The following is a 20,600-nucleotide window of genomic DNA, read 5'->3' as shown; positions in this document are numbered from 1 at the left end:
ATTATTTGGTTTTATGAGCGAAAAACACCCCCTATAGCCCATAAAGTCACCAGCACCCATCGAAAAAAGCAAAATAATCCAACACAAAACGCAGAATCTGCGGCATAATAGAAAGTAACGAAGCAAACCCACCGGGGGAGAGCATCCACACCTAGGAAATTCACCCCCGAGGCACACACCCGCTTCCTAATAAACCCCGCGAGAATCCTCTCGCACCACACGGATAACTCTCACGAAAAGAGGGCATACAGCAATGAACGGTGTCAACAACCCCACCAAGCTCGGCGTCATCGGTGCAGGCGGCGTCGGTAGCGCAACCGCATACGCAGCTATGGTCCGCGGCTCCGCAGACGAAATCGTCCTGTACGACATCGACGGCAAGCGCGCACACGCTGAAGCACTGGACATCGCACACGGCGCAATGTTCGCACACGAAGCAACCGTCACCGGTGGCGACGACATCGAACTGCTGCGCGACTGCGACATGGTCATCATCACCGCAGGTGCTCGCCAGAAGCCGGGTCAGCCCCGCCTCGAACTGGCAGGCGCAAACGTCGCAATCCTCGAGAAGCTGCTGCCGAACGTCCTCTCCGTAGCACCCAACGCAATCATCATGCTCGTCACCAACCCCTGTGACGTTCTCACCGTTGTGGCTCAGAAGATCACCGGCCTGCCCGCAAACCGCGTGCTGTCCTCCGGTACCGTTCTGGACTCCTCCCGCCTGCGTTGGCTGATTGCTAACAAGGCTGGCGTCTCCATCAAGAGCGTTCACGCAAACGTTGTTGGCGAGCACGGCGACTCCGAGTTCCCCGTCTGGTCCGCAGCAAACATCGGTATGGTTCCCCTGACCGAGTGGGAGCAGGACGGCAAGCAGCTGTTCACCGACGAGGTCCGTGCAGAGCTCGCAAACGAAGCTATGCGCGCAGCATACAAGGTCATCGAGGGTAAGGGTTCCACCAACTACGCAATCGGTATCTCCGGTGCACGTATCGCTGAGGCATTCCTCGGCGGTCAGAACGCAGTGCTGCCCGTCTCCACCACCATTGCAGGCGAGCTGTACGGCTTCAAGGACGTTGCACTGTCCCTGCCCACCATCGTGAACCGTGAGGGTATCCAGCGCGTGCTCGAGGTCCCCATGAACGAGGCTGAGCTGGCACAGCTGAAGGCATCCGCTGAGGCAATCCGCGCATCCGCAGCTTCCCTGGGCTTCTAAAAATCCGGCTTCTCATTCTCTCGGGCTCATAACCCGTAAGGAGCAACCATTCAGTAGGCGCAGCGTCAAGCTGAGCTAACCGACAGAAGAACCCGCCGCACCCGGCACCCACTCCTTGAGGAGTAGGGAAGCTGGGGACGGCGGGTTCGCTGTGTCTGGGGTGATGTTTTTATGCGGCACTTTATACACCCGCCCGTTCATAGTTCTGCGTTTAAACCGCCGTATGACCGCCCGGCGCACACCATAGGCGCGTAGGTAGTAGAATAAATGGCATGAGCATTGATCCTCGCACTGAACTCACCCGCCTCCTTGACGCGCTGGAGGCGCACCTGACCGCCGTTGTTAACCGAAGCGGCGAGCACGACCCTGCCGTCGATGAGGCATACGTAGAAATCGCCAACGCCTTCGAAGCCTACGAAGATGCCCTCTTCGAGGCTCACAACGAGGTCACCCCCCTGAGCGTCTACGGCGATGAAGACGAGGATGACCTTGAAGAAATCCTCGACGATGAAGACGACATCGACGACGATATTGAGTACGAGGACTAAATAGCGCCTCGCCCATACGTTACGGACCGACCCCTGACCGGTACCCCTATGTGGGGTAATACGGCAGGGGTCGAACCGTACCCGCAACACCCCGCGTAGCTCTTGCCCTCAGCGTCTACCGGGCGCCTGCCAAACATCTACTGAGAACTACTGAGCATCCACCACACACCTACCGAGCATGTACCGAGAACGGAGACACCCGTGAGCGAACCCCGCACCTGGCGAGACCACGCCCTCATCCTCCGCACCCAAAAACTCGGCGAAACTGACCGCATCATCATCATGCTCACCCGCGACGGCGGAATCACCCACGCCGTCGCCAAGGCTGTACGCAAACCCACCTCCAAATTCGGTGGGCGACTCGAACCGTTCATGCACACCGACCTGTCTTTCAGCCGCGGTCGTACTAATCTGCACACTATTACCCAGGCGGCGACCCTGCACGCCTACACCGCGCCGATTATGGCGAACTACGATGCGTACACCTGCGCCTCCACCATCGCCGAACTGGCGGAAGTACTCACCAAAGACACCGACAACACCGCCGATATTTACACCCTGACTCACGGGGCGCTTGCCGCGCTCGCGCACGGGCAGCATGTGCCGCAGAGGATTCTGACCCGCTACCTGGCGCGTAGCATGAACGCCGCCGGTTGGCCGCTCATCGGCGAGAACTGCACCCGATGTGGTAACCCGCTTATCAGTGCAGATAACCAGGGCGCGGACGGCGCAGAAAATACCGGCGCCGAAAGCGCCAACACTAGCGCGAGCGGAAGGTACATTGCCTTCCACACCGCCCACACCTACGGGCACCACACCGTGCTCTGCCCCCAATGCGCACCCGCCGTCGACACGCCCCTGACCGGCCTGCGTGCCGAAGAGCTCGGCTATGCGCTCGCTACCGCATCGGCGGATCCGCGCGCCTGGGCGACTATTGACGCAGCACCGGTGCCGGTCGCGTCCAAAATTCTGGGTCTCTACCTGAAAACCACCCAGAACCTGCTCGAACACCCCCTGAAAACGGCGAGCGCCCTTGAAGCAGAGATTCCTGCATCGTAAAAGATGCACGCCGGCGCGTCAAACATGGGCCAACCAGGACGCAAAATAACCCCCGAAGCACCCGCCCATGCGCGCTATATCACGGTAAAATAGCTAACAGCACGCCAGCGTTTATTTCTGGCGCATATCTAGGCAAACGACCCCGGGGGAGAACCCCGCCAGGGAAGAAAGGCACACATGGCACGCACCCAGCCCGTACCCCCGCCCGCGCACCCCACCGGGGCAACCCCTCCGCCGATTCCGAAGAAGTTCATTCCGCAGCACGTCGCCGTCGTCATGGACGGTAACGGGCGTTGGGCGAACGAACGCGGCCTGCCCCGCACCGAGGGTCACCGCGCCGGCGAGGCGGCACTGCTGGACGTTGTTGCGGGCGCTATCGAAATGGGCATCCCGTACGTGACCGCCTACGCGTTCTCCACCGAAAACTGGAAGCGCTCACCCAGCGAAGTTGCGTTCATTATGCGTTTCTCCACCGAGGTGCTGCAGCGTCAGCTGGAAACCCTCAAGACCTGGGGCGTGCGCATCCGCTGGGCTGGCCGCCGACCCAAGCTGTGGAAGAACGTCATCGAAGAGCTCGAACACTGCGAGCGCGAAACCATCAATAACACGGTCTGCACCCTCACCATGTGCGTGAACTACGGCGGCCGCGCAGAAATCGCTGACGCGGCGGCAGCTATCGCAGCGGACGCTGTGGCGGGCAAGCTCAAGCCCGGCAACATTACCGAAAAGACCATCCAGAAGTACCTGGACGAGCCCGACCTGCCGGACGTTGACCTGTTCCTGCGTTCATCCGGTGAGCAGCGCATCTCGAACTTCCTGCTCTGGCAGAGCGCCTACGCCGAGATGATTTTCATGAACGTGCTCTGGCCCGACGTTGACCGCCGCACCCTCTGGGAGGCTGTCGAAGAGTACGCGCGCCGCGACCGCCGCTACGGTGGTGCAGTCGACGCTGTTGCCAACGACAAGTAGCCCCTGGTACACCCGGCTCATAGCCCCACAAACCACCCACACCCTCCAACCTTAGGGAGAACAAATGCGCATCTACCCGACCTTCTTCAACATCTTCTTCAAGGGCATGGACCCCGAGAAGGCACACCACGTCGGCTTCTGGGGCGTTCAGACCCTGCGCAACGTCGGCATCACCCGCGCGCTGCGCAAGTACTTCCAGCCCGCACCGGAACTGGCAACCACCGTCATGGGTATTACTTTCCCCTCGCCGTTCGGCCTGGCTGCAGGCTTCGATAAGGGCGGTAAGGGTATTGCCGCGCTGGCTGGTATCGGCTTCGGCCACGTCGAGATCGGTACTATTACCGGTCAGGCGCAGCCCGGTAACCCGCAGCCGCGTCTCTTCCGCCTCGTGGAAGATAAGGCGGTTATCAACCGCATGGGCTTTAACAATGACGGCGCCGCAGCGGCAGGCCCGCGCGTTGCCGCCGCCCGCGCAGACCTCGAAACCGAATACCGCGGCGCTGTACGCCCGGTCATCGGCGTGAACATCGGCAAGACCAAGGTCGTCGAGCTTGAGAACGCTATCGAGGACTACCTGATTTCTACCCGCACCCTGGCACCGCAGGCAGACTACCTGGTCGTCAACGTTTCTTCCCCGAACACTCCGGGTCTGCGCACCCTGCAGGCTATCGAGTCGCTGCGCCCGCTGCTTGCCGCAGTGCGTGAAGAGGCAGACCGCGTATGCCCCAACCGCCACGTGCCCCTGACCGTGAAGATCGCGCCGGATCTGGTCGATGAGGACGTCATCGAGGTGGCAGCCCTGGCTAAGGAGCTGAAGCTGGACGGCATCATCGCCACCAACACCACCATCGCCCGCGAGGGCCTGGGCCTGACCAGCGACATGACCAAGGTCAAGGAAATCGGTGCCGGTGGCCTTTCCGGCGCGCCGCTGAAGCCCCGCTCCCTGGAGGTGCTGCGCCTGCTCAAGCGCGAAATCGGCGACGAGCTCGCGATTATCTCCGTTGGCGGCGTGACCACCGCTGAGGATGTGCAGGAACGCCTGGACGCTGGTGCCGACCTGGTGCAGGGCTACACCGCGTTCCTGTATGAGGGTCCGCTCTGGGCGGCACACATTAACCGCGGCCTGGTGAAGCTGCGCCGCGCTCGCCGCTAAAGGTTTGCAGGCGGGAGCTGTATGCTCCCTGGCGCGCTGACTTGGCGTGTTGACTCTGCGTGTTGAAAGGGGGCACCGTTCTCTACCCGTTGGGGTAGAGGCGGTGCCCCTTTTTGTATGTATAACCTATCTGATTGTTGATGTGTATTATCAGAAATTTATGTTGCTAAAGAATATTTATATCTACCGCGTATACATATATGTCTGAAAATATTTCAACTCCTAGTTATTTATTTTAAGGGTATGAAATTTTTGCTTTGTTTTTAATTTCTTCTATCTCTTGATCATTCAGATAATCGATATCAAGTTCTTCGCACTCAATACTGCATAATTTTAAGTTCTTAATCAGTCCTATATCTATATTTTTAATGCGGAGAATTTTTGTCTTTATATCTTCGAGAGTTAGATTCCTTATACCCCTAGAACCGTCTATTATTATTTCTGAAGCCCTATAATTCCTGAAGAGTGTTTCTTTATAAATGTTTTTCAAAACTATTTCCTGAATACCTTTGGAGCTCGAAGATATTTTTAATCTATTCACTGATACATCTTTTAATGAGACTTGTGTATTAGAAACAATTTCTATGTCCTTGAATGAAGACTCTGAGATATTGATATCATGCTGATAATGATGAGGCCATTTGGGATTACCAAACTTCACTTGCCCTTTAAAATGCGATTTTTTAACTTCAATATTTGCTGATTCACAATTTCCCTTAATCGTGCAGAATTTTCTTACAAGTGAATCTTCAATTATGACCTTGGGGGCCTTTGCACTGTTTCCTGAGTCTTTGATTTCCTCAATAGATAAACCGTTGACTACATTGGAAAGCAATTTGATTTTTTTGAAACTTGTGTCTTTGAATGACAACCCTGAGAGGAAATAGTTATTATTAAATAATCCGTTATTTACGGTGCAATCCGTAAATCTGACAGAGGGGTAGAATAATGACCCATTGATGCAAATACTTTCTTCTATTGCCAGAAAATGAGTTTTTTGAAATGCAAGGATGGTGTGCTGTATTTTGTTTATAAATACGCAATCTATGATTTTAACTGATTTATTAAATTCTGTTTCATTGAATAAGGGTAAATTCGAGATTGATAAAAACTTGGTTAAGCGAAACTCTACAAGTTCCTTAAATTTTGCCCTCAAAAAACTATTATTAATCATATATGAATCATAATTCTTGTAAAGAATTGGCTTAATAGTGAAATCTTTGTGGAATTCAGTTGAAGAAAAATCCACACCTTGAAAACCTGAGAAATCCATTGGGGCGTTTATTTGTGATCCACTGAAATCAAAGTTGTATATATCGGTATCAAAATTATATGTCTGTATATATATTGAATTAATTAGGAATCTGCTGGTAACTCTTTTAGGCACAAGCCAGCTGGCAGGTTTTTCAAGAAAAGAGAATTTCTCATATTCTTTTTCCTGGGAATAGAGGCGTATGTTTATTATTTTCCATAAAATTCCGGATACTCTCCGGGAGATGGCATCCAGTTCTGTTGGGCTATAGTAACCTCGCAATTTGTTTGCAGTTACTAATGCATTGATTGCAAGAAGAGAGGGGCTAGGGTTTTTAGTCCTTGTGTCTTTGCGGAAAACATCAGATATTTCAATTGCAATATTGTTTAATTCATTATTTTTATCAAATGTGCTAATCGTCTTATCTTCTGACCACTCAATTGCCAAAGAATTTAACTGACGTAGTCCCGCCAGGGTTTTAACTTTTCCTCCATCGGCTATTTTTTCAATGGCTTCTGAATATCTATCTCTTCGACTTGATATATTTTCCCTTAGATATTCTTTGTGTCGCTCATAGGATTCTCTTCTGTTCTTTTGGTCATTTTGGACAAAAAGAGCAAGAGCGGTAATTCCCGCTATGGTTGGAGTAATTGTCTTAAATATCGTAAACCCCAAATCATCTAGTGCAACAGATAAGCAGAATGCTATGAGGGTTGTGTTAAGAACGATATACAATACTGGTCGATGGTTGGTGTCATATAACTTCATGCGGAGGAGGCGATAAAGTGATATTATTATAGATATAATACATACAAAAATTACAGCATATGACCATTGATATACAATTTCGAATGCATACTTTAATGGTCCATCCGGTAGTTTAAGTGGATTGCTATAGGTTCTGTTAAGTTGAAATATATCTCTAAGTATATTAATTGCATTTTGCCAAATTTCACCAATATCCAATTCTTTTCCCCTTTCAGGTAAGTTGTTCCGTGAATGCTTGCATTGTTTGATGTTTTGTGTTAACTACTATATTTTATTATATATATTCAAATTCTATAGGAGTGACTGGTACTTTACTTGGTTTGAGGATGCGAGATTTATATTGAGTTTGACGGTAGTCCACGTAGCTGTGTGAATGAGGGTAGGAGCAAAGACAGGTTCCCAGCGCGCGCTCGCGCATAATGGAGATAAGCGGGAGACCATGCACTACAACGATGTGGAGGACCAACCATGAACCCCAACACGCTGAACCGCCGCTCAATGCTGACCGGAGGCACACTCATCAGCCTCAGCACCCTACTCGCCGCCTGCGTGCCGCACGACATCACAACTGCAGGAGACGAATCCACCGCCTCCGGCGCAGCCACCAACAGCAGCTCAAGCAGTAGCGCCAGCAACAACGCTAATAGCGGCGAATACCGCAAGGCAGACGCCAAAGGCCCCGCCCAAAACGTCCCCAAACCCAACGCTCCCGAAGACGGCTACCGCGCAAAGACCCCCGACGGCCTCCTCAAAACCATGGACGCCTGGAACCAGTGGATCAACTACGGCGTCCAAACCGGCGACTACAGCAAAGCCCGCGAATTCCTCTCCTCAACAAACGACGGAGAACTCAAAATCTACAAGGAAGTAGAAGCACTCTACCAGCGCGGCGGATGGGTCATCGACGGCATCGAATACTTCAAACCCGCCGGCATACCCAGGACTGACGACCATCAAACCTACTACCTGGGAACCCTCCACGAATGGGACAAACACACCGAGGTGGAACCCGACGGCCGCCAAGAAACCTGGAGCAGCGACAAGGAAGAAGAAATCTACACGTTCGCCCTCGAACACCGCGACGGTAAATGGCAGATTCTATACTCTCGAATCGAAGCCTAGTCGTACCGGTATCCAGCCGCGACATATACGTCCAAAAGCCACATGTGTTTCGAAAAGCTACTAAAGAAGTAGCTTCTCGAAACACATGTGGCTTCTCGCGTAAGAGGGTAAGAATTAGCGGGCATAAAAATAGGGGAGAGGCCTGAACCTTCAAGACCTCTCCCCACACCCAACAAGCGCAACCCCCACAGAGCCACAGAGCAACTAGGGAGCCACACCGCAGGGCACAAACGACTTAGTGCGGGTACTCGCCGTACTTCACCATCGGAACCGGGCGGCGCATACGACGAATCATCATCACACGGTTAAACGCATACATGCCAGAACCACGCTGAACCTCGTCGAACTTCGCAATCAGCTTCTTCTTCAGGCCACGCCACAGAATGAAGTAGTCAACAACCCACAGAATCATCAGCGCATACATTGCGTACACGGAACCGTAATAAATCGTTGCACCAACGCTAGACGTACCAGCCACGCCCTGAGCAATCCAGCCACCAATGAGCAGAACCAGCAGAATAGCCAGCATGAAATCGCCAAGGTTACGACGCGCATCCACATAATCACGGATATAACGGCGCTGCGAACCACGATCCACGGCGGGCAGGTAACGCTGATCGCCACCCATCAACGCATCATTCTGACGCTCACGCGCCTTCGCCATCGCCTCACGTTCACGAGCCTTCGCCTCCTTACGGTCATTAACAACCAGAGGCTGACGACGAGCCGCCTGCTGCTCCTTACGCGAAGGAGTAGGACGGCCCTTCTTCGGGGTGAACTTCGGATTAACCGGAGCCTGAGGCTCCTCTACAACCTGCGGCTGAACAGCTTCCGCTTCAGCCTTCTCTTTCTTACGACCAAACACCCTCCCATCATACCCGAACGGCACACACCAAACCCGCCCCCACAAGCGCACACCAGCAACTGAAACAACCCCAACCACCCGGCGGCAGCGGGTAAGGTGGGGGTAAGGTAGAAACATGACTACTGAATTCACCCACCACAGCGCCCTCCGCGACGCCGTCACCAAAAACTTCGAAGCAACCCTGCAAACCCTCACCGAGCTCGTCGCCATTCCCTCCATCGCCTGGGAATCGCACGACCTCACCCAGGTAGACCGCAGCGCCGAGGCAGTCGCCGCGCTCGCAACCAAGGCAGGGTTCGACAACGTACGCATCGAACGCGCCACCTACACCACCGCAGACGGCACCGAAAAGCAGGGCATGCCCGCCGTCATCGCCCAGCGACCCGCCGCAGAAGGCTACCCGACCATCCTGCTCTACGCCCACCACGACGTACAGCCCGCCGGCGACCTCGACCTGTGGGACACTGAACCCTTCGTCGCAACCCGCAAGGGTGACCGCCTCTACGGCCGAGGCGCAGCAGACGACAAGGCAGGCATCCTCGTGCACCTCGCCGCGCTCGCAGCCCTCAACGAGACTCTCGGCGAGGACTTCAAGCTCGGCGTGAAGCTCTTCATTGAGGGTGAAGAAGAGGCAGGCTCGCCCTCCTTCGTCTCCTTCCTCAACACCTACCGTGAGGAACTGTCCGCCGACTACATCGTCGTGGCAGACTCCGCCAACTGGCGCGCAGGCGTACCCGCCCTGACCACCAGCCTGCGCGGCGTCGCATCCGGCGACATCGAGGTGCGCGTCGGCAGCCACGCCATCCACTCCGGCATGTTCGGCGGCCCCATGCTCGATGCCCACACCCTCATGGCGCAGCTCCTCGCAACCCTGCACGACGTCACCGGCGCCGTAGCCGTCGAAGGCCTACACCGAGCCCCCGAACCCGAACTCGAATACGCCGAAGCAGACTTCCGCAGCGACTCTGGCATCCTCGACTCCGTACCACTGGCAGGCACCGGATCCGTTGCCTCCCGCCTGTGGACCCAGCCGGCAATTTCCGTCATCGGCATGGACATCCCCAGCATCGCAACCTCCTCCAACACCCTCGCCGTCGTATCCCGCGCACGCATCAGCACCCGCCTCGCACCCGGCGACAACCCCGAAAACGCACACCGCGCACTCGCCGAACACGTCAAGGCACACGCACCGCACGGTGCCGAGGTCAGCTACACCGCCGTCGACTCCGGCATGCCCTTCGCCACCGAAGTCGACGCAGACGGCGCACAGACCGCCCTCGACGCAATGCGCACCGCCTGGGACGTAGAACCCGTACAGACCGGCATGGGCGGCTCCATCCCGTTCATCTCCGACCTCAAGGACCTCTTCCCGCAGGCACAGATCCTCGTCACCGGCGTAGAAGACCCCGACACCCGCGCACACAGCGCCAACGAGTCCCTCTACATCCCGGACTTCAAGAACGCAATCCTCGCGGAGGCGCTACTGCTGAGCGCACTCGGCGCTCGCTAGTCGTTCGCTAGAGACGCTAGAGATACCCGCGCTCACCAGGGGACAGCCGCGCAGAACGCGCTCGCTAAACCAACCCGCAAAAAGTGGGGGAGAAGGGCCACCAAACCCCAACCCCCACTTTTTCGGTATCCTAGAAGCAGAATTACTTACAAAGCCCACACGCAAACACTCACGCCCCCGGCGAACTATGCACACCCTAGGTTGTGCTCAACTCTCCCCGGCGCGTATCGTGAAGGCTAAAACGCCCACACGCACCCACACGCGGCGCACACGGGCAACCAACAAAACAAAAGGACAACACTCATGAGTGAAACCACCACCGAACTGCCGACCCACGGCGTCAACCTCACCGAAGTAGCACAGACCAAGGTCCGCGCCCTCCTCGAACAGGAAGGCCGCACCGACCTGCGCCTGCGCATCGCCGTCCAGCCCGGCGGCTGCTCCGGCCTCATCTACCAGCTCTACTTCGACGAGCGCGTCCTCGACGGCGACGCAGTCCGCAACTTCGACGGCGTAGAAGTCATCGTCGACAAGATGAGCGCACCCTACCTCGACGGCTCCACCATCGACTTCGAAGACACCATCGAAAAGCAGGGCTTCTCCATCGACAACCCCAACGCAGCAGGCTCCTGCGCATGCGGTGACTCCTTCCACTAAACCGAAGACACCCCGGCGCTAAGCACCTCCAAGGTGCAACACGCCTAGTAAACCCCCGTCTCGCATACTGCACCCAACCGTGCAGATACGAGACGGGGGTTTTACACTTAACACATGACTACGCACGAAATTACCTGGAAATACATCCTCAACCAGCTCGTCAAGCACCAAAACCTCACCGACACCGAAGTTGCCTGGGCAATGGACCAAATCATGACCGGCCAAACCGAACAGCCGATCCTCGCATCCTTCCTCACCGCCCTCCACTCCAAAGGCGAAACCCCCGAAGAACTCGGCGCACTCGCAGCCGGCATGATCGCCAAAGCCGAAACCGTAGACATCGACCCCCACGCCGTAGACATCGTCGGCACCGGCGGAGACCAGCAAAACACCGTCAACATCTCCACCATGGCAGCTCTCGTCATCGCAGGCACCGGCGCAACCGTCGTCAAACACGGCAACCGCGCCTCCACCTCCAAATCCGGCTCCGCAGACGTCCTCGAAGCCCTCGGAATCCGCCTCGACATGCCCATTCCCGCAGTCGCCGAATGCGCTCGCGAGACCGGCATCACGTTCCTGTTTGCGATGACTTTCCACCCGGCAATGCGCCACGTGGGCCCGACCCGCCGCCTGCTGGGCATTCCGACCGCGTTCAACTACCTGGGCCCCATGACGAACCCGGCTCGCGTGAAGTCCTCGGCTATCGGCGTTGCTAACCCGGTCATGGCTGAGAAGATGGCTCACGTCTTCGCTGAACGCGGCGACCACGCCCTGATTTTCCGCGGTGATGACGGGCTGGACGAGCTGACCATCGCCACCACGAGCCGCCTGTGGGAGGCTGTGGACGGCAAGCTGACCGAGTACCGTTTTGACCCGACCGAGTACGGTCTGCAGAACGCACCGCTGGAGCAGCTGCGAGGCGGCGACGCAGAGTACAACGCCGGCGTTTTCCGTGCAATTTTGGCGGGGGAGGGCGAGGCCCCGAAGAGCCCGCTGCGCGCTATTCACGACGCTGTGCTCATCAACGCGGCCGCAGGTCTGGTGGCATACCGCCCGGTCAACGGCGAAAGCTTTGAGACCCGCTTCACTCAGGCACTGGCTGATGCACGCGAATCCATTGCATCCGGTGCAGCAGAGCGAGTGCTCAACGCATGGGTAGAGTTCAGCGAAAAGCACGCAGAAGCGTAAAGCTCCAGAAATTGATAACAGGCACCCGAGACGAACAGTACACACCGAAAGGTGTGGAGCTGGAGTCTCGGGTGTTTGTCGTTTAACGAGAGGCGCTGAGGGACATACTGAGGAGCCCGAAGGTTCGGGGCATGTGAGCGTGCGGCTGAGCACCGAGGAAGACGCAAGGCGCGCGGAGCTCAGAACCGCAGATGGAACAGTGTAGTCGCAGTGCGAGGAGCGCGCAGGTTTGATCCGTGCCAGCCTGAGCGTAGAAAGCACCGGTGAGCGTCCGGTGGGGTAGTGAAAAATAGGTCTACTTTACATAATGTATATTATCGGCTTTTTAGGGAGGTCTAGAGTGAACCCAAGATTCCCCGTATCTAAATAAAGTCTTAACAGTTCATGTATTAACCTCACTCGGTCATCAGAACTATCGTTTGTATTCAATCCACCTGAAATAATGGATATACCCCGCATCACGAAGGCGTCGTCGCCTCGTATACAGATTCAACGTCAACCACGCCGGTTGGTGTACATCAAAGGAGAAAACTCGTGGATTGGCTCTTTGAGACACCCTGGACACTCTGGGTTGCTCTCGCCCTCGTTTTCGCCGTCATAGAAATGCTCAGCCTCGACCTGTTCTTTCTCATGTTGGCGATCAGCGCAGGCATTACCGCAGCAATATCGCCCTTCGTGGACAATATGCTGATTCGAACCGTTATTTTCGTGGCGATCTGCCTGATTCTGGTTCTTGGCCTGCGCCCGCCACTGCTGAAAAAGCTCAATAAATCAGCCACCGGTGCTATTACTAATGCTGAAGCACTCATTGGTGCTGAGGTGCGCGTCACCCAAGATGTGACTAGTGAAACCGGTTTGGTGGTACTAGCTGGCGATACCTGGACGGCGCGCACCGCCTCCGGAACGCTCCCTGCAGGATCACACGCGAGGGTACGAGCCATTGAGGGCGCTACCGCAATCGTAGAGCCTCTCCCCCACACCTAAGACCCATCTGAATACCGGCTCCAAAAGCAGGTTCAGATACCCAAAAAACACACCATATAACTCACCGATAAGGAGAAACAATGCCTATCAGCCTTATTCTGACGGTCCTACTCATCCTCTTCGTGCTGACGATGCTCGCAAAGACCGTGCGCGTCATCCCGCAGGGACGAGCCGGCATCGTCGAACGACTGGGCAAGTTCCACGCCGTTCTCAACCCCGGCCTGCACATCGTCATCCCCGTAGTTGACCGCGTGCTGCCCCTCATCGACCTGCGCGAACAGGTTGTTTCCTTCCCCTCGCAGTCCGTGATTACCGAAGATAACCTCGTGGTCGGTATCGACACCGTTGTGTACTTCCAGGTCACCGACCCGCGCTCGGCAACCTACGAAATCACCAACTACATTCGCGCCGTGGACGAGCTGACCAGCGCAACCCTGCGTAACGTCGTCGGTGGCCTGAACCTGGAGCAAACCCTCACCTCCCGCGACCAGATCAACGCGGAGCTGCGAGGCGTACTCGACTCCACCACCGGCCGCTGGGGCCTGCGTGTCTCCCGCGTGGACATCAAGGAAATCCAGCCCCCGGTGTCCATCCAGGACTCCATGGAGAAGCAGATGCGTGCAGAGCGTGACCGCCGCGCCGCAATCCTCACCGCAGAAGGCCAGAAGCAGTCTGACATTCTGACCGCAGAAGGTGAATCCCGCGCAGCCATCCTGCGTGCAGAAGGTGAAAAGCAGGCACAGATCCTTCGTGCAGAAGGTGACGCACAGTCCGCAATCCTGCGCGCAAACGGTGAAGCCGAAGCCGTGCAGAAGGTCTTCGCAGCAATCCACGAATCCAACCCCAGCCAGCAGCTGCTCACCTACCAGTACCTGCAGACCCTGCCCAAGCTCGCCGAAGGCGACGCCAACAAGCTCTGGTTTATCCCGACTGAACTCGGCGATGCACTGCGCGGCCTGGGCAACGCATTCGGCACCCTGCCCGCATCCGACCTTGCAGGCGCGCCCAAGAAGCCCGCAGCAGAGGCTCCCAAGAGCACACCGCAGGCACCCGGAAGCTACGGCATCAACGGCTAAACGCGAAAACTAACGCATAAAAAGGCGCGAATCACCAAAAATCACGCCGAATAAACACCACCACGCTGGGCGGGTGGAGACTATTACCGATATAATGGATGTTTTGTAAACGTTCGAGGGAATAGCTCTCCCCCGCCCAACGTTATGCCTAAAGCGCCACAAGGCGCACCCGACGACACTGGAGGAAAAATGAGCGATCGTAGCCTGCGCGGTATGCGCCTGGGTTCCCAGTCGATGGAAACCGAATCGAACGTACAGCCCGCGCCCCGCCAGCGCGTCGAATACCGTACCGCCGACGGTGACCGCGTTTTCGTGACCTTCGCGGCAGAAGCAGAAATCCCCTCGGTCTGGACCGCAAAGTCCGGCAAGGAAGCATACCTCGTCAACGGCGACTCCACCGCAGACGCCGAAGAAGAGAAGCCCGCACGTACCCACTGGGACATGCTCATGGAACGCCGCAGCATCGAAGAGCTGGAAAAGACTCTGGAAGACCGCCTGGAATACTACCGCAAGCACTACGCGCTCTAAAAGCACCGTAGACCTGCCGTAGAAAGGCTGTAGAAGCCCGCTAAGAGCCACTTGCGCTCTGAGCGGGCTTCTTTGTTGGTGGTGGCTTCGCGTCGGTACGTGAGCCAGGAAAGAGCGCCAGAGAAAACAGAAAAAGACCGGGGCAGATACGTTATGTATCCGCCCCGGTCTTTTAAGTCTCAGAACGAGTTACTTGCCCAGAGCCTTCTTCAGCTTCTGAACACGGTTGGTCAGACCCCAGCGAGTCACCTTAGACATCGAGTCAAAGATGATGTTGCCGTCCATCTTCGACGCGCCAATCTCACGCTCAACGAAAGTAATCGGAACCTCAACAATCTTCAGGCCAGCCTGCTCGGAACGCCACGCCAGATCAACCTGGAACACGTAGCCCTTCGAGTCAATACCATCCAGGTTCAGGCGCTGCAGAGCGTCACGGCGGTACGCGCGGAAACCAGCGGTAATGTCCTTGATGGAGGTGCCCAGAATCAGGCGGGTGTACAGGTTAGCGCCGCGAGAGAGAATCTGGCGGTGGGCCGGCCAGTTCTTGGTCTTGCCGCCGGGAACGTAACGCGAACCAATAGCCAGGTCAGCGCCCGCCTCCACGGCACGAACCAGAGAAGGAAGCTGCTCAGGCTGGTGCGAGCAGTCAGCGTCCATCTCAATCAGAACGTCGTAGCCTGCCTCAAGGCCCCAGTCGAAGCCGGCGAGGTACGCGCCACCCAGGCCGTCCTTAACGGTGCGGTGCAGAACGTGAATCTGGGGGTCCTTAGCCGACAGCTCATCTGCAATCTGGCCGGTGCCGTCGGGGCTGTTATCATCCACCACGAGAATGTCCACCTCGGGAGCTGCCTTGCGAAGACGCTCTACCACGATGGGCAGGTTCTCCTTCTCGTTATACGTCGGGATGACAGTTAGAACGCGCATATTACTCCCTCACAGGTACATATAAAACAGGCAGTGTAGATATCCAGTATACCGGGTAAACATGTGGGCAACTGAACCGGCAGGGGCCTCTACTGCCCCTAAACCGCCTAAAAAGGTGTTGACAAGCTAAAAAATTAGTTACTTTCAGTGTAAATAGATTCCAGGATGGGCAGAGGCGAATCCTCCTCCAACACCGGAAGCAACGGAATGCGAGCGCGAGGGTCCGTGCTCCAGGATGCGACGCGGGAATCGGGTGCTTGGACCATGAGGGCTTCGACGCGCCATTGTGCGACGTATGCGGGGGTGTCGGGGGTGAGCTGGCCGGTGAAGGGGTTTTCTTCGTGGGCGAGGCGGTATACGCCGCGGGTGAGGGCGGCGAAGGCGCTGCGTGCGGAGATGCCGTTCTCGTCGTTGACGAGTTCGCGGATGAGGGACCAGGCGCCGGGTGCGTACAGCTGAGCATCAGAACCCAGCGCGATGGAGGTGCCTGCTGCGTTTGCGCGACGGGCCACGGAGGCTACGGTTTCGCGTGCTTCTCCCCCGGCGTGTGCGAGGAGTGCCTGGACGGTGTCGTTGGTTGCTTCGTCTTCTTCGGGTTCGCAGACGCTGAGGCCGAGGTTGATGCGTGCTTCTGCCAGCTGGGTGAGGTATTCGTCAGTGATGGGGTCTTGGGGGGTGCTGATTGCGGCGTCGAGGCGGATGGAGAGCCAGGGGCGGGTTTCGCGTACGGCGAGCGCGGCGTCGGCTGCGGTGGTGAATCCGGTGGATGCGTCGATGGAGAGCAGGAGTGCGGCGTCTTCGGCTACCTGTGCTGCTGCGGGTGCCTCGTCGGGTGCGACAGAGATACCGACCAGCTGCAGGCCCTTGACGGCGCGTTCGCCTTCGGTGAGGGGGCGTAGTGCCTTGATGGCGCTGATGAGTTCGTCGGTTTCAATGCCGGTGGCGTTGAGGATGAGGCGGATGTCGGGGGTGCCGTGTTCGGCGCTGTAGTAGCTGAGTGCGGAGACGAGGTCGGGTACGTCTTCCATGCCGGCGAGTACGGTGTGGGTGTGGTAGCCGGCTGCGCGGTATGCCTGCAGGTAGTCGAGGATTTCGGGTGCTTCTTTGCCTGCGACCGGTGCGAGGGCGCGCGCAAAGGCGGGGGTCAGCAGGGCGCCGTCAAGTTCGGTGATGGTGGCGGACTCGTCGGCAATGGAACGTGCCCCGGAGTCGGAACCAACCCAGCGGACGAAGCCGTCCTCAACCAGCATTGCGGTTGCGTACGGGTCGACGGGGCTGTACACGCTACCATCTACAAAAATTCGGGTAGACATTAGAATCCTTTCACCTTTGAGGCGCGCCGAGGCGCACACGGGGCGGGCACTTCAATTGTGCTCGTGTAGCTCAGCTGAGCGTCTCTTTCGAGTATAGAAGCACCCCCGCTGCCTGCGGTAGTTCGTTCGTCCTTAGATGACGTAGAACGACACACAGGTGCGGGGGTGGTAGCCCGAGTCGGTTGGGCGTGATGTAGCGCTAGGTGCGGGTTAGACGTCCAGTGCGACCACGCCGCGGCGTACCGCCTCGATGGCCTCTTCACAGCGGGCGCGAATGACCGGGTCCAGGGAGCGGATGTGCGCGATCTGGTCCAGTGCGTCCAGTACCTGCTTGGCCCAGCGCACGAAGTCGCCGGCGGCAAGGCCGGTGTCCTCGATTGCCTTGGCGAGGTGCGCACCGTTCGCCCAGGCGTACATGGGTTCGACCAGGCCGAAGTCGCAGGCGGGGGTCAGGTTGACCTTGAACTGTTCCTCGGCTGCGTTCAGGTCGGCGAGGCGCTGCGTAATCGTAGCAATGGGCGCACGCAGGGACGGGTGCGGGTAGTGCGCCAGGTACTCCACCGCGTCGCGCTTACCCTGGTAGGTCAGCGCGGCAACGGTTGCAGCGATCGCGGCGGGTTCCAGGCCGTCGAGGAAGTGCGCGTCTAGGCACAGGGCGGTCAGCAGATCGCGCTCGCCGTAGATGCGGCGCAGAGCCTGACCGCCGGTGGTCAGCGACAGTTCGCCGTCCTCGGTGCGTTCGACGTAGCCGTAGCTCTCCAGAAGGCGCGAAATGCGGTTGAAGACCTGCGCAATCGTGTTGGTGCGGCGCGCAATCTGACGGCGCAACCCTTCCGTCTCAGAGTTGAGCTTCTGCCAGCGCTCAGCCCAACGCATGTGGTTCGCGCGGTCCGAGCAGCCGTGGCACGGGTGGTTACGCAGCTGAGCCTGCAGAGCCTCCAGCTGCGCGTCAATGCTGTTCTGACGAGCCGGAATGTTCTGCTGCGCGAGCGCACGCGGGGCGCGGCCATCGTAGAGCGCCTGGCGCATGCGGCTTGCGGTGTCGCGGCGTTCCTTGGGGGTCTTCAGGCTCAGTCGCTTGGGGATTTTGATGCGTGAGACCGGTTCGACGGCGCCTTCGAAGTCGCGGGTTGAGGCGGTGCGCTGGTGCGCGTCCTCGGTGACGATGCCGATGCGCGGGTCGGCGTGCGAATCGGAGCGGGTCACTACGACCGCGTAGCCGCGGGAGCGGCCGTGCGGAATGTAGATAATGTCGCCGGGTAGTAGCTGTTGGATGCTGTGGTGCGCCTGCGCGCGGGCGTGGCGTTCGTTGCTCTTGGATGCCTTCTTCTCCAGCTCGGCGATTTGGCGGCTGAGCTGTACGTATTCGGTGAAGTCGCCCAGGTGGCATGCCATGGCTTCGCGGTAGCCTTCCAGGGCGTTTTCGTTTTTGCGTACGCGGGAGGCGACGCCCACGACCGACTTATCCGCCTGGAACTGTGCGAAGGAGGATTCCAGGATTTTGCGGGTGCGTTCGGCGCCGTAGGAGGCGATGAGGTTCGCCGCCATGTTGTAGGTGGGGCGGAATGAGGAGTTCAGCGGGTAGGTGCGGGTTGAGGCGAGGGTTGCCACGTGCTCCGGGGACAGGCCTGGGCGCCACATGACGACCGCGTGGCCTTCGATGTCGATGCCGCGGCGGCCTGCGCGTCCGGTCAGCTGGGTGTATTCGCCGGGGGTGATGTCCACGTGGGATTCGCCGTTGTACTTGGTGAGCTTCTCCAGGATGACGGTGCGTGCGGGCATGTTGATGCCCAGCGCGAGGGTTTCGGTGGCGAAGACCAGCTTGATCAGGCCCTGCGCGAAGAGGGTTTCTACAACCTCCTTGAAGAGGGGCAGCAGGCCGGCGTGGTGCGCGGCGATACCGCGAATGAGGCCGTCACGCCACTCGTAGTAGCCGAGGGTGTTCAGGTCGCGGGTGTCCAGGTGAGCGGTCGCCTCCGCAATATAGGCGCGGATGGTCTGCTGCTGCTCGGGGGTGGTCAGCGTAATATCGGCGGATACGCAGTGGCTGACCGCGCCGTCACAACCGGCACGCGAGAAGATAAAGCAGATAGCGGGCAGCAGGCCCTGCTTATCCAGAGCGCGCACCATCTCCGGGCGGGTAATACGCTGCGGACGCAGAGGCTTCTGCTCACCGCGCGCATCAAACTCCCGGTCGTTACTGAAACGATCGTTGAAACGGTCACGACGGTTCGAGCCGCCGCGCTCGCCGCTGCTGAACGTCTCATCCAGCCAGCCCTCACGGCGGTGACGGAAACGCTCACGCTTACCGCCGTAACGGCCACGACCCGGGCTCGAACGGAAGCCAGGACGCAGCGCCTTCAGCTGCGGGTTCAGGCGCAGACCGGCAAGCAGCGGGTTAGCGCCCGCCTCGACGGATGCGCCGCGTTGCTTGGCCTTCTGTGCCTTCTTCGCCTGCTTGCGGGAGAGCTTCTCCTCCGGCTCCTGCTTCTTGCCCTTCTCAGAGTTGTCTTCGGGTACGAACAGGTCCACCACACGGTGACCGACCATCATGTGCTGCCACAGCGGCACCGGGCGGTGCTCAGAAACAATAATGTCCGTGCCGCCGCGCACCGTATCCAGCCATGCGCCGAACTCCTCAACGTTCGACACCGTCGCCGACAGGGAAATAACGTTCACATGCTCGGGAAGGTGAATAATCGCCTCTTCCCACACCGCGCCACGGAAACGGTCCGCCAGGTAGTGCACCTCATCCATCACCACATAGCCCAGGCCGGTCAGCGTGGTCGAGTTAGCGTAGAGCATGTTGCGCAGCACCTCGGTGGTCATCACGACCACGGGTGCTTCCGTGTTAATGCTCGTATCGCCGGTCAGCAGGCCCACGTAATCCTCACCGTACGCGCGCACGAAGTCGTGGTACTTCTGGTTGCTCAGCGCCTTAATGGGGGTCGTGTAGAACGCCTTCATGCCGCGGCGCAGCGCCAGGTAAATACCGAACTCGCCCACAATGGTCTTACCCGCACCCGTAGGCGCGGCAACCAGGACGGAGCGGTCCGCCTCCACGGCGGCACACGCCTGACGCTGAAAATCATCCAGCGGGAAATCAAGGGACGCCTCAAAAGCCCCCAGGGCGGTCTTCGCGTAGGCGGCGCGCTCTCGGGATGCGGCGTATGCGGCAGCGTAGTCGGTGCCGGAGGAATCGTCAGGGGTGTGCGCGTCAGAAGTGTGCTGTGCGTGGTGCTTGCTCATAGTATGTCCAGTGTAACCGCTCGCCCGCCGCGCACCGTCCGAAAGCATCCCGGACGGGCACTAATCCGGTATGGGCGAACAGCGAGCGCATCCGGCGCCGGTATAACGCTCGCTATGGAGCTCGCTACGGAGGGGCAGCGCGAGCCGGCATGCGAATCTGGGCATACGACTAATCCGGGTACGCGAAAGGGGCGGGGCACAGAATCTCTGTACCCCGCCCCT

General features: G+C 58.0%; 17 protein-coding genes. 12 read left to right on the top strand and 5 right to left on the bottom strand.

Annotation, left to right across the window (positions count from 1 at the left end; all coding sequences use genetic code 11):
* Nucleotides 1-253 precede the first annotated feature (253 nt).
* From RWZ58_RS03965 to RWZ58_RS03945, 5 genes are all read left to right on the top strand, one after another.
* A complete protein-coding gene (locus RWZ58_RS03965; protein ID WP_314657574.1) occupies nucleotides 254-1,213 on the top strand; it encodes an L-lactate dehydrogenase in 960 nt (319 codons plus the stop codon).
* A gap of 272 nt (nucleotides 1,214-1,485) precedes the next feature.
* The gene (locus tag RWZ58_RS03960) at nucleotides 1,486-1,761 is read left to right on the top strand and encodes a hypothetical protein (RefSeq protein WP_049354637.1); all 276 of its coding nucleotides are present in this window, start codon (nucleotides 1,486-1,488) and stop codon (nucleotides 1,759-1,761) included.
* Between the two features lie 201 nt (nucleotides 1,762-1,962).
* Nucleotides 1,963-2,820, top strand: a complete 858-nt coding sequence (gene recO / locus RWZ58_RS03955) for a DNA repair protein RecO (RefSeq protein WP_314657572.1) — start codon at nucleotides 1,963-1,965, stop codon at nucleotides 2,818-2,820.
* 177 nt (nucleotides 2,821-2,997) lie between these two features.
* Nucleotides 2,998-3,789 carry an isoprenyl transferase gene (locus tag RWZ58_RS03950; protein WP_070691585.1) on the top strand — a complete coding sequence of 264 codons (792 nt, stop codon included), beginning with the start codon at nucleotides 2,998-3,000 and terminating at the stop codon, nucleotides 3,787-3,789.
* A 64-nt stretch (nucleotides 3,790-3,853) separates the two neighbouring features.
* Nucleotides 3,854-4,942: a quinone-dependent dihydroorotate dehydrogenase gene (locus RWZ58_RS03945; protein WP_314657569.1), complete on the top strand. Its 1,089-nt coding sequence runs from the start codon at nucleotides 3,854-3,856 to the stop codon at nucleotides 4,940-4,942.
* A 235-nt stretch (nucleotides 4,943-5,177) separates the two neighbouring features.
* Here RWZ58_RS03945 and RWZ58_RS03940 read toward each other — a convergent pair whose 3' ends face one another.
* Nucleotides 5,178-7,160, bottom strand: coding sequence for a hypothetical protein (locus tag RWZ58_RS03940; protein ID WP_314657568.1), 1,983 nt, complete (start codon nucleotides 7,158-7,160; stop codon nucleotides 5,178-5,180).
* A gap of 270 nt (nucleotides 7,161-7,430) precedes the next feature.
* Between RWZ58_RS03940 and RWZ58_RS03935 the strand changes: the two genes are divergently transcribed.
* On the top strand, nucleotides 7,431-8,084 hold the full coding sequence (locus RWZ58_RS03935; protein WP_314657566.1) for a DUF6318 family protein: 654 nt from the start codon (nucleotides 7,431-7,433) through the stop codon (nucleotides 8,082-8,084).
* A gap of 235 nt (nucleotides 8,085-8,319) precedes the next feature.
* Here the strand turns inward: RWZ58_RS03935 and RWZ58_RS03930 are convergent, their stop codons facing one another.
* The gene (locus tag RWZ58_RS03930) at nucleotides 8,320-8,949 is read right to left on the bottom strand and encodes a DUF3043 domain-containing protein (protein WP_294644656.1); all 630 of its coding nucleotides are present in this window, start codon (nucleotides 8,947-8,949) and stop codon (nucleotides 8,320-8,322) included.
* 115 nt (nucleotides 8,950-9,064) lie between these two features.
* Between RWZ58_RS03930 and RWZ58_RS03925 the strand changes: the two genes are divergently transcribed.
* From RWZ58_RS03925 to RWZ58_RS03900, 6 genes are all read left to right on the top strand, one after another.
* Nucleotides 9,065-10,459 carry a M20/M25/M40 family metallo-hydrolase gene (locus RWZ58_RS03925; protein WP_314657564.1) on the top strand — a complete coding sequence of 465 codons (1,395 nt, stop codon included), beginning with the start codon at nucleotides 9,065-9,067 and terminating at the stop codon, nucleotides 10,457-10,459.
* Between the two features lie 303 nt (nucleotides 10,460-10,762).
* On the top strand, nucleotides 10,763-11,116 hold the full coding sequence (locus RWZ58_RS03920) for an iron-sulfur cluster assembly accessory protein (RefSeq protein ID WP_070738423.1): 354 nt from the start codon (nucleotides 10,763-10,765) through the stop codon (nucleotides 11,114-11,116).
* A 114-nt stretch (nucleotides 11,117-11,230) separates the two neighbouring features.
* Complete coding sequence (gene trpD / locus RWZ58_RS03915) at nucleotides 11,231-12,304, top strand: anthranilate phosphoribosyltransferase (RefSeq protein WP_314657563.1); 1,074 nt, start codon at nucleotides 11,231-11,233, stop codon at nucleotides 12,302-12,304.
* Nucleotides 12,305-12,838: 534 nt separating this feature from the next.
* Complete coding sequence (locus tag RWZ58_RS03910; protein ID WP_314657561.1) at nucleotides 12,839-13,288, top strand: NfeD family protein; 450 nt, start codon at nucleotides 12,839-12,841, stop codon at nucleotides 13,286-13,288.
* 80 nt (nucleotides 13,289-13,368) lie between these two features.
* Nucleotides 13,369-14,364 carry an SPFH domain-containing protein gene (locus RWZ58_RS03905; RefSeq protein ID WP_314657558.1) on the top strand — a complete coding sequence of 332 codons (996 nt, stop codon included), beginning with the start codon at nucleotides 13,369-13,371 and terminating at the stop codon, nucleotides 14,362-14,364.
* Nucleotides 14,365-14,553: 189 nt separating this feature from the next.
* A complete protein-coding gene (locus RWZ58_RS03900) occupies nucleotides 14,554-14,892 on the top strand; it encodes an RNA polymerase-binding protein RbpA (protein WP_005506034.1) in 339 nt (112 codons plus the stop codon).
* A gap of 189 nt (nucleotides 14,893-15,081) precedes the next feature.
* On the opposite strand, the gene RWZ58_RS03895 is transcribed toward RWZ58_RS03900, so the two are convergent.
* The 3 genes from RWZ58_RS03895 to RWZ58_RS03885 all read right to left on the bottom strand — a co-directional run bounded on the left by RWZ58_RS03895 (nucleotide 15,082) and on the right by RWZ58_RS03885 (nucleotide 20,378).
* On the bottom strand, nucleotides 15,082-15,816 hold the full coding sequence (locus RWZ58_RS03895) for a polyprenol monophosphomannose synthase (protein ID WP_314657556.1): 735 nt from the start codon (nucleotides 15,814-15,816) through the stop codon (nucleotides 15,082-15,084).
* 134 nt (nucleotides 15,817-15,950) lie between these two features.
* On the bottom strand, nucleotides 15,951-17,129 hold the full coding sequence (locus RWZ58_RS03890; protein ID WP_314657554.1) for an amidohydrolase: 1,179 nt from the start codon (nucleotides 17,127-17,129) through the stop codon (nucleotides 15,951-15,953).
* A gap of 210 nt (nucleotides 17,130-17,339) precedes the next feature.
* On the bottom strand, nucleotides 17,340-20,378 hold the full coding sequence (locus RWZ58_RS03885; protein WP_314657552.1) for a DEAD/DEAH box helicase: 3,039 nt from the start codon (nucleotides 20,376-20,378) through the stop codon (nucleotides 17,340-17,342).
* Between the last annotated feature and the right edge of the window lie 222 nt (nucleotides 20,379-20,600).

Origin of the sequence: uncultured Rothia sp., assembly GCF_963544205.1 — a bacterium.
Taxonomy (GTDB): Bacteria; Actinomycetota; Actinomycetes; order Actinomycetales; family Micrococcaceae; genus Rothia.
The sequence above is the reverse complement of the archived record's forward strand: the minus strand, read 5'-3'. Positions and strand labels throughout refer to the sequence as shown.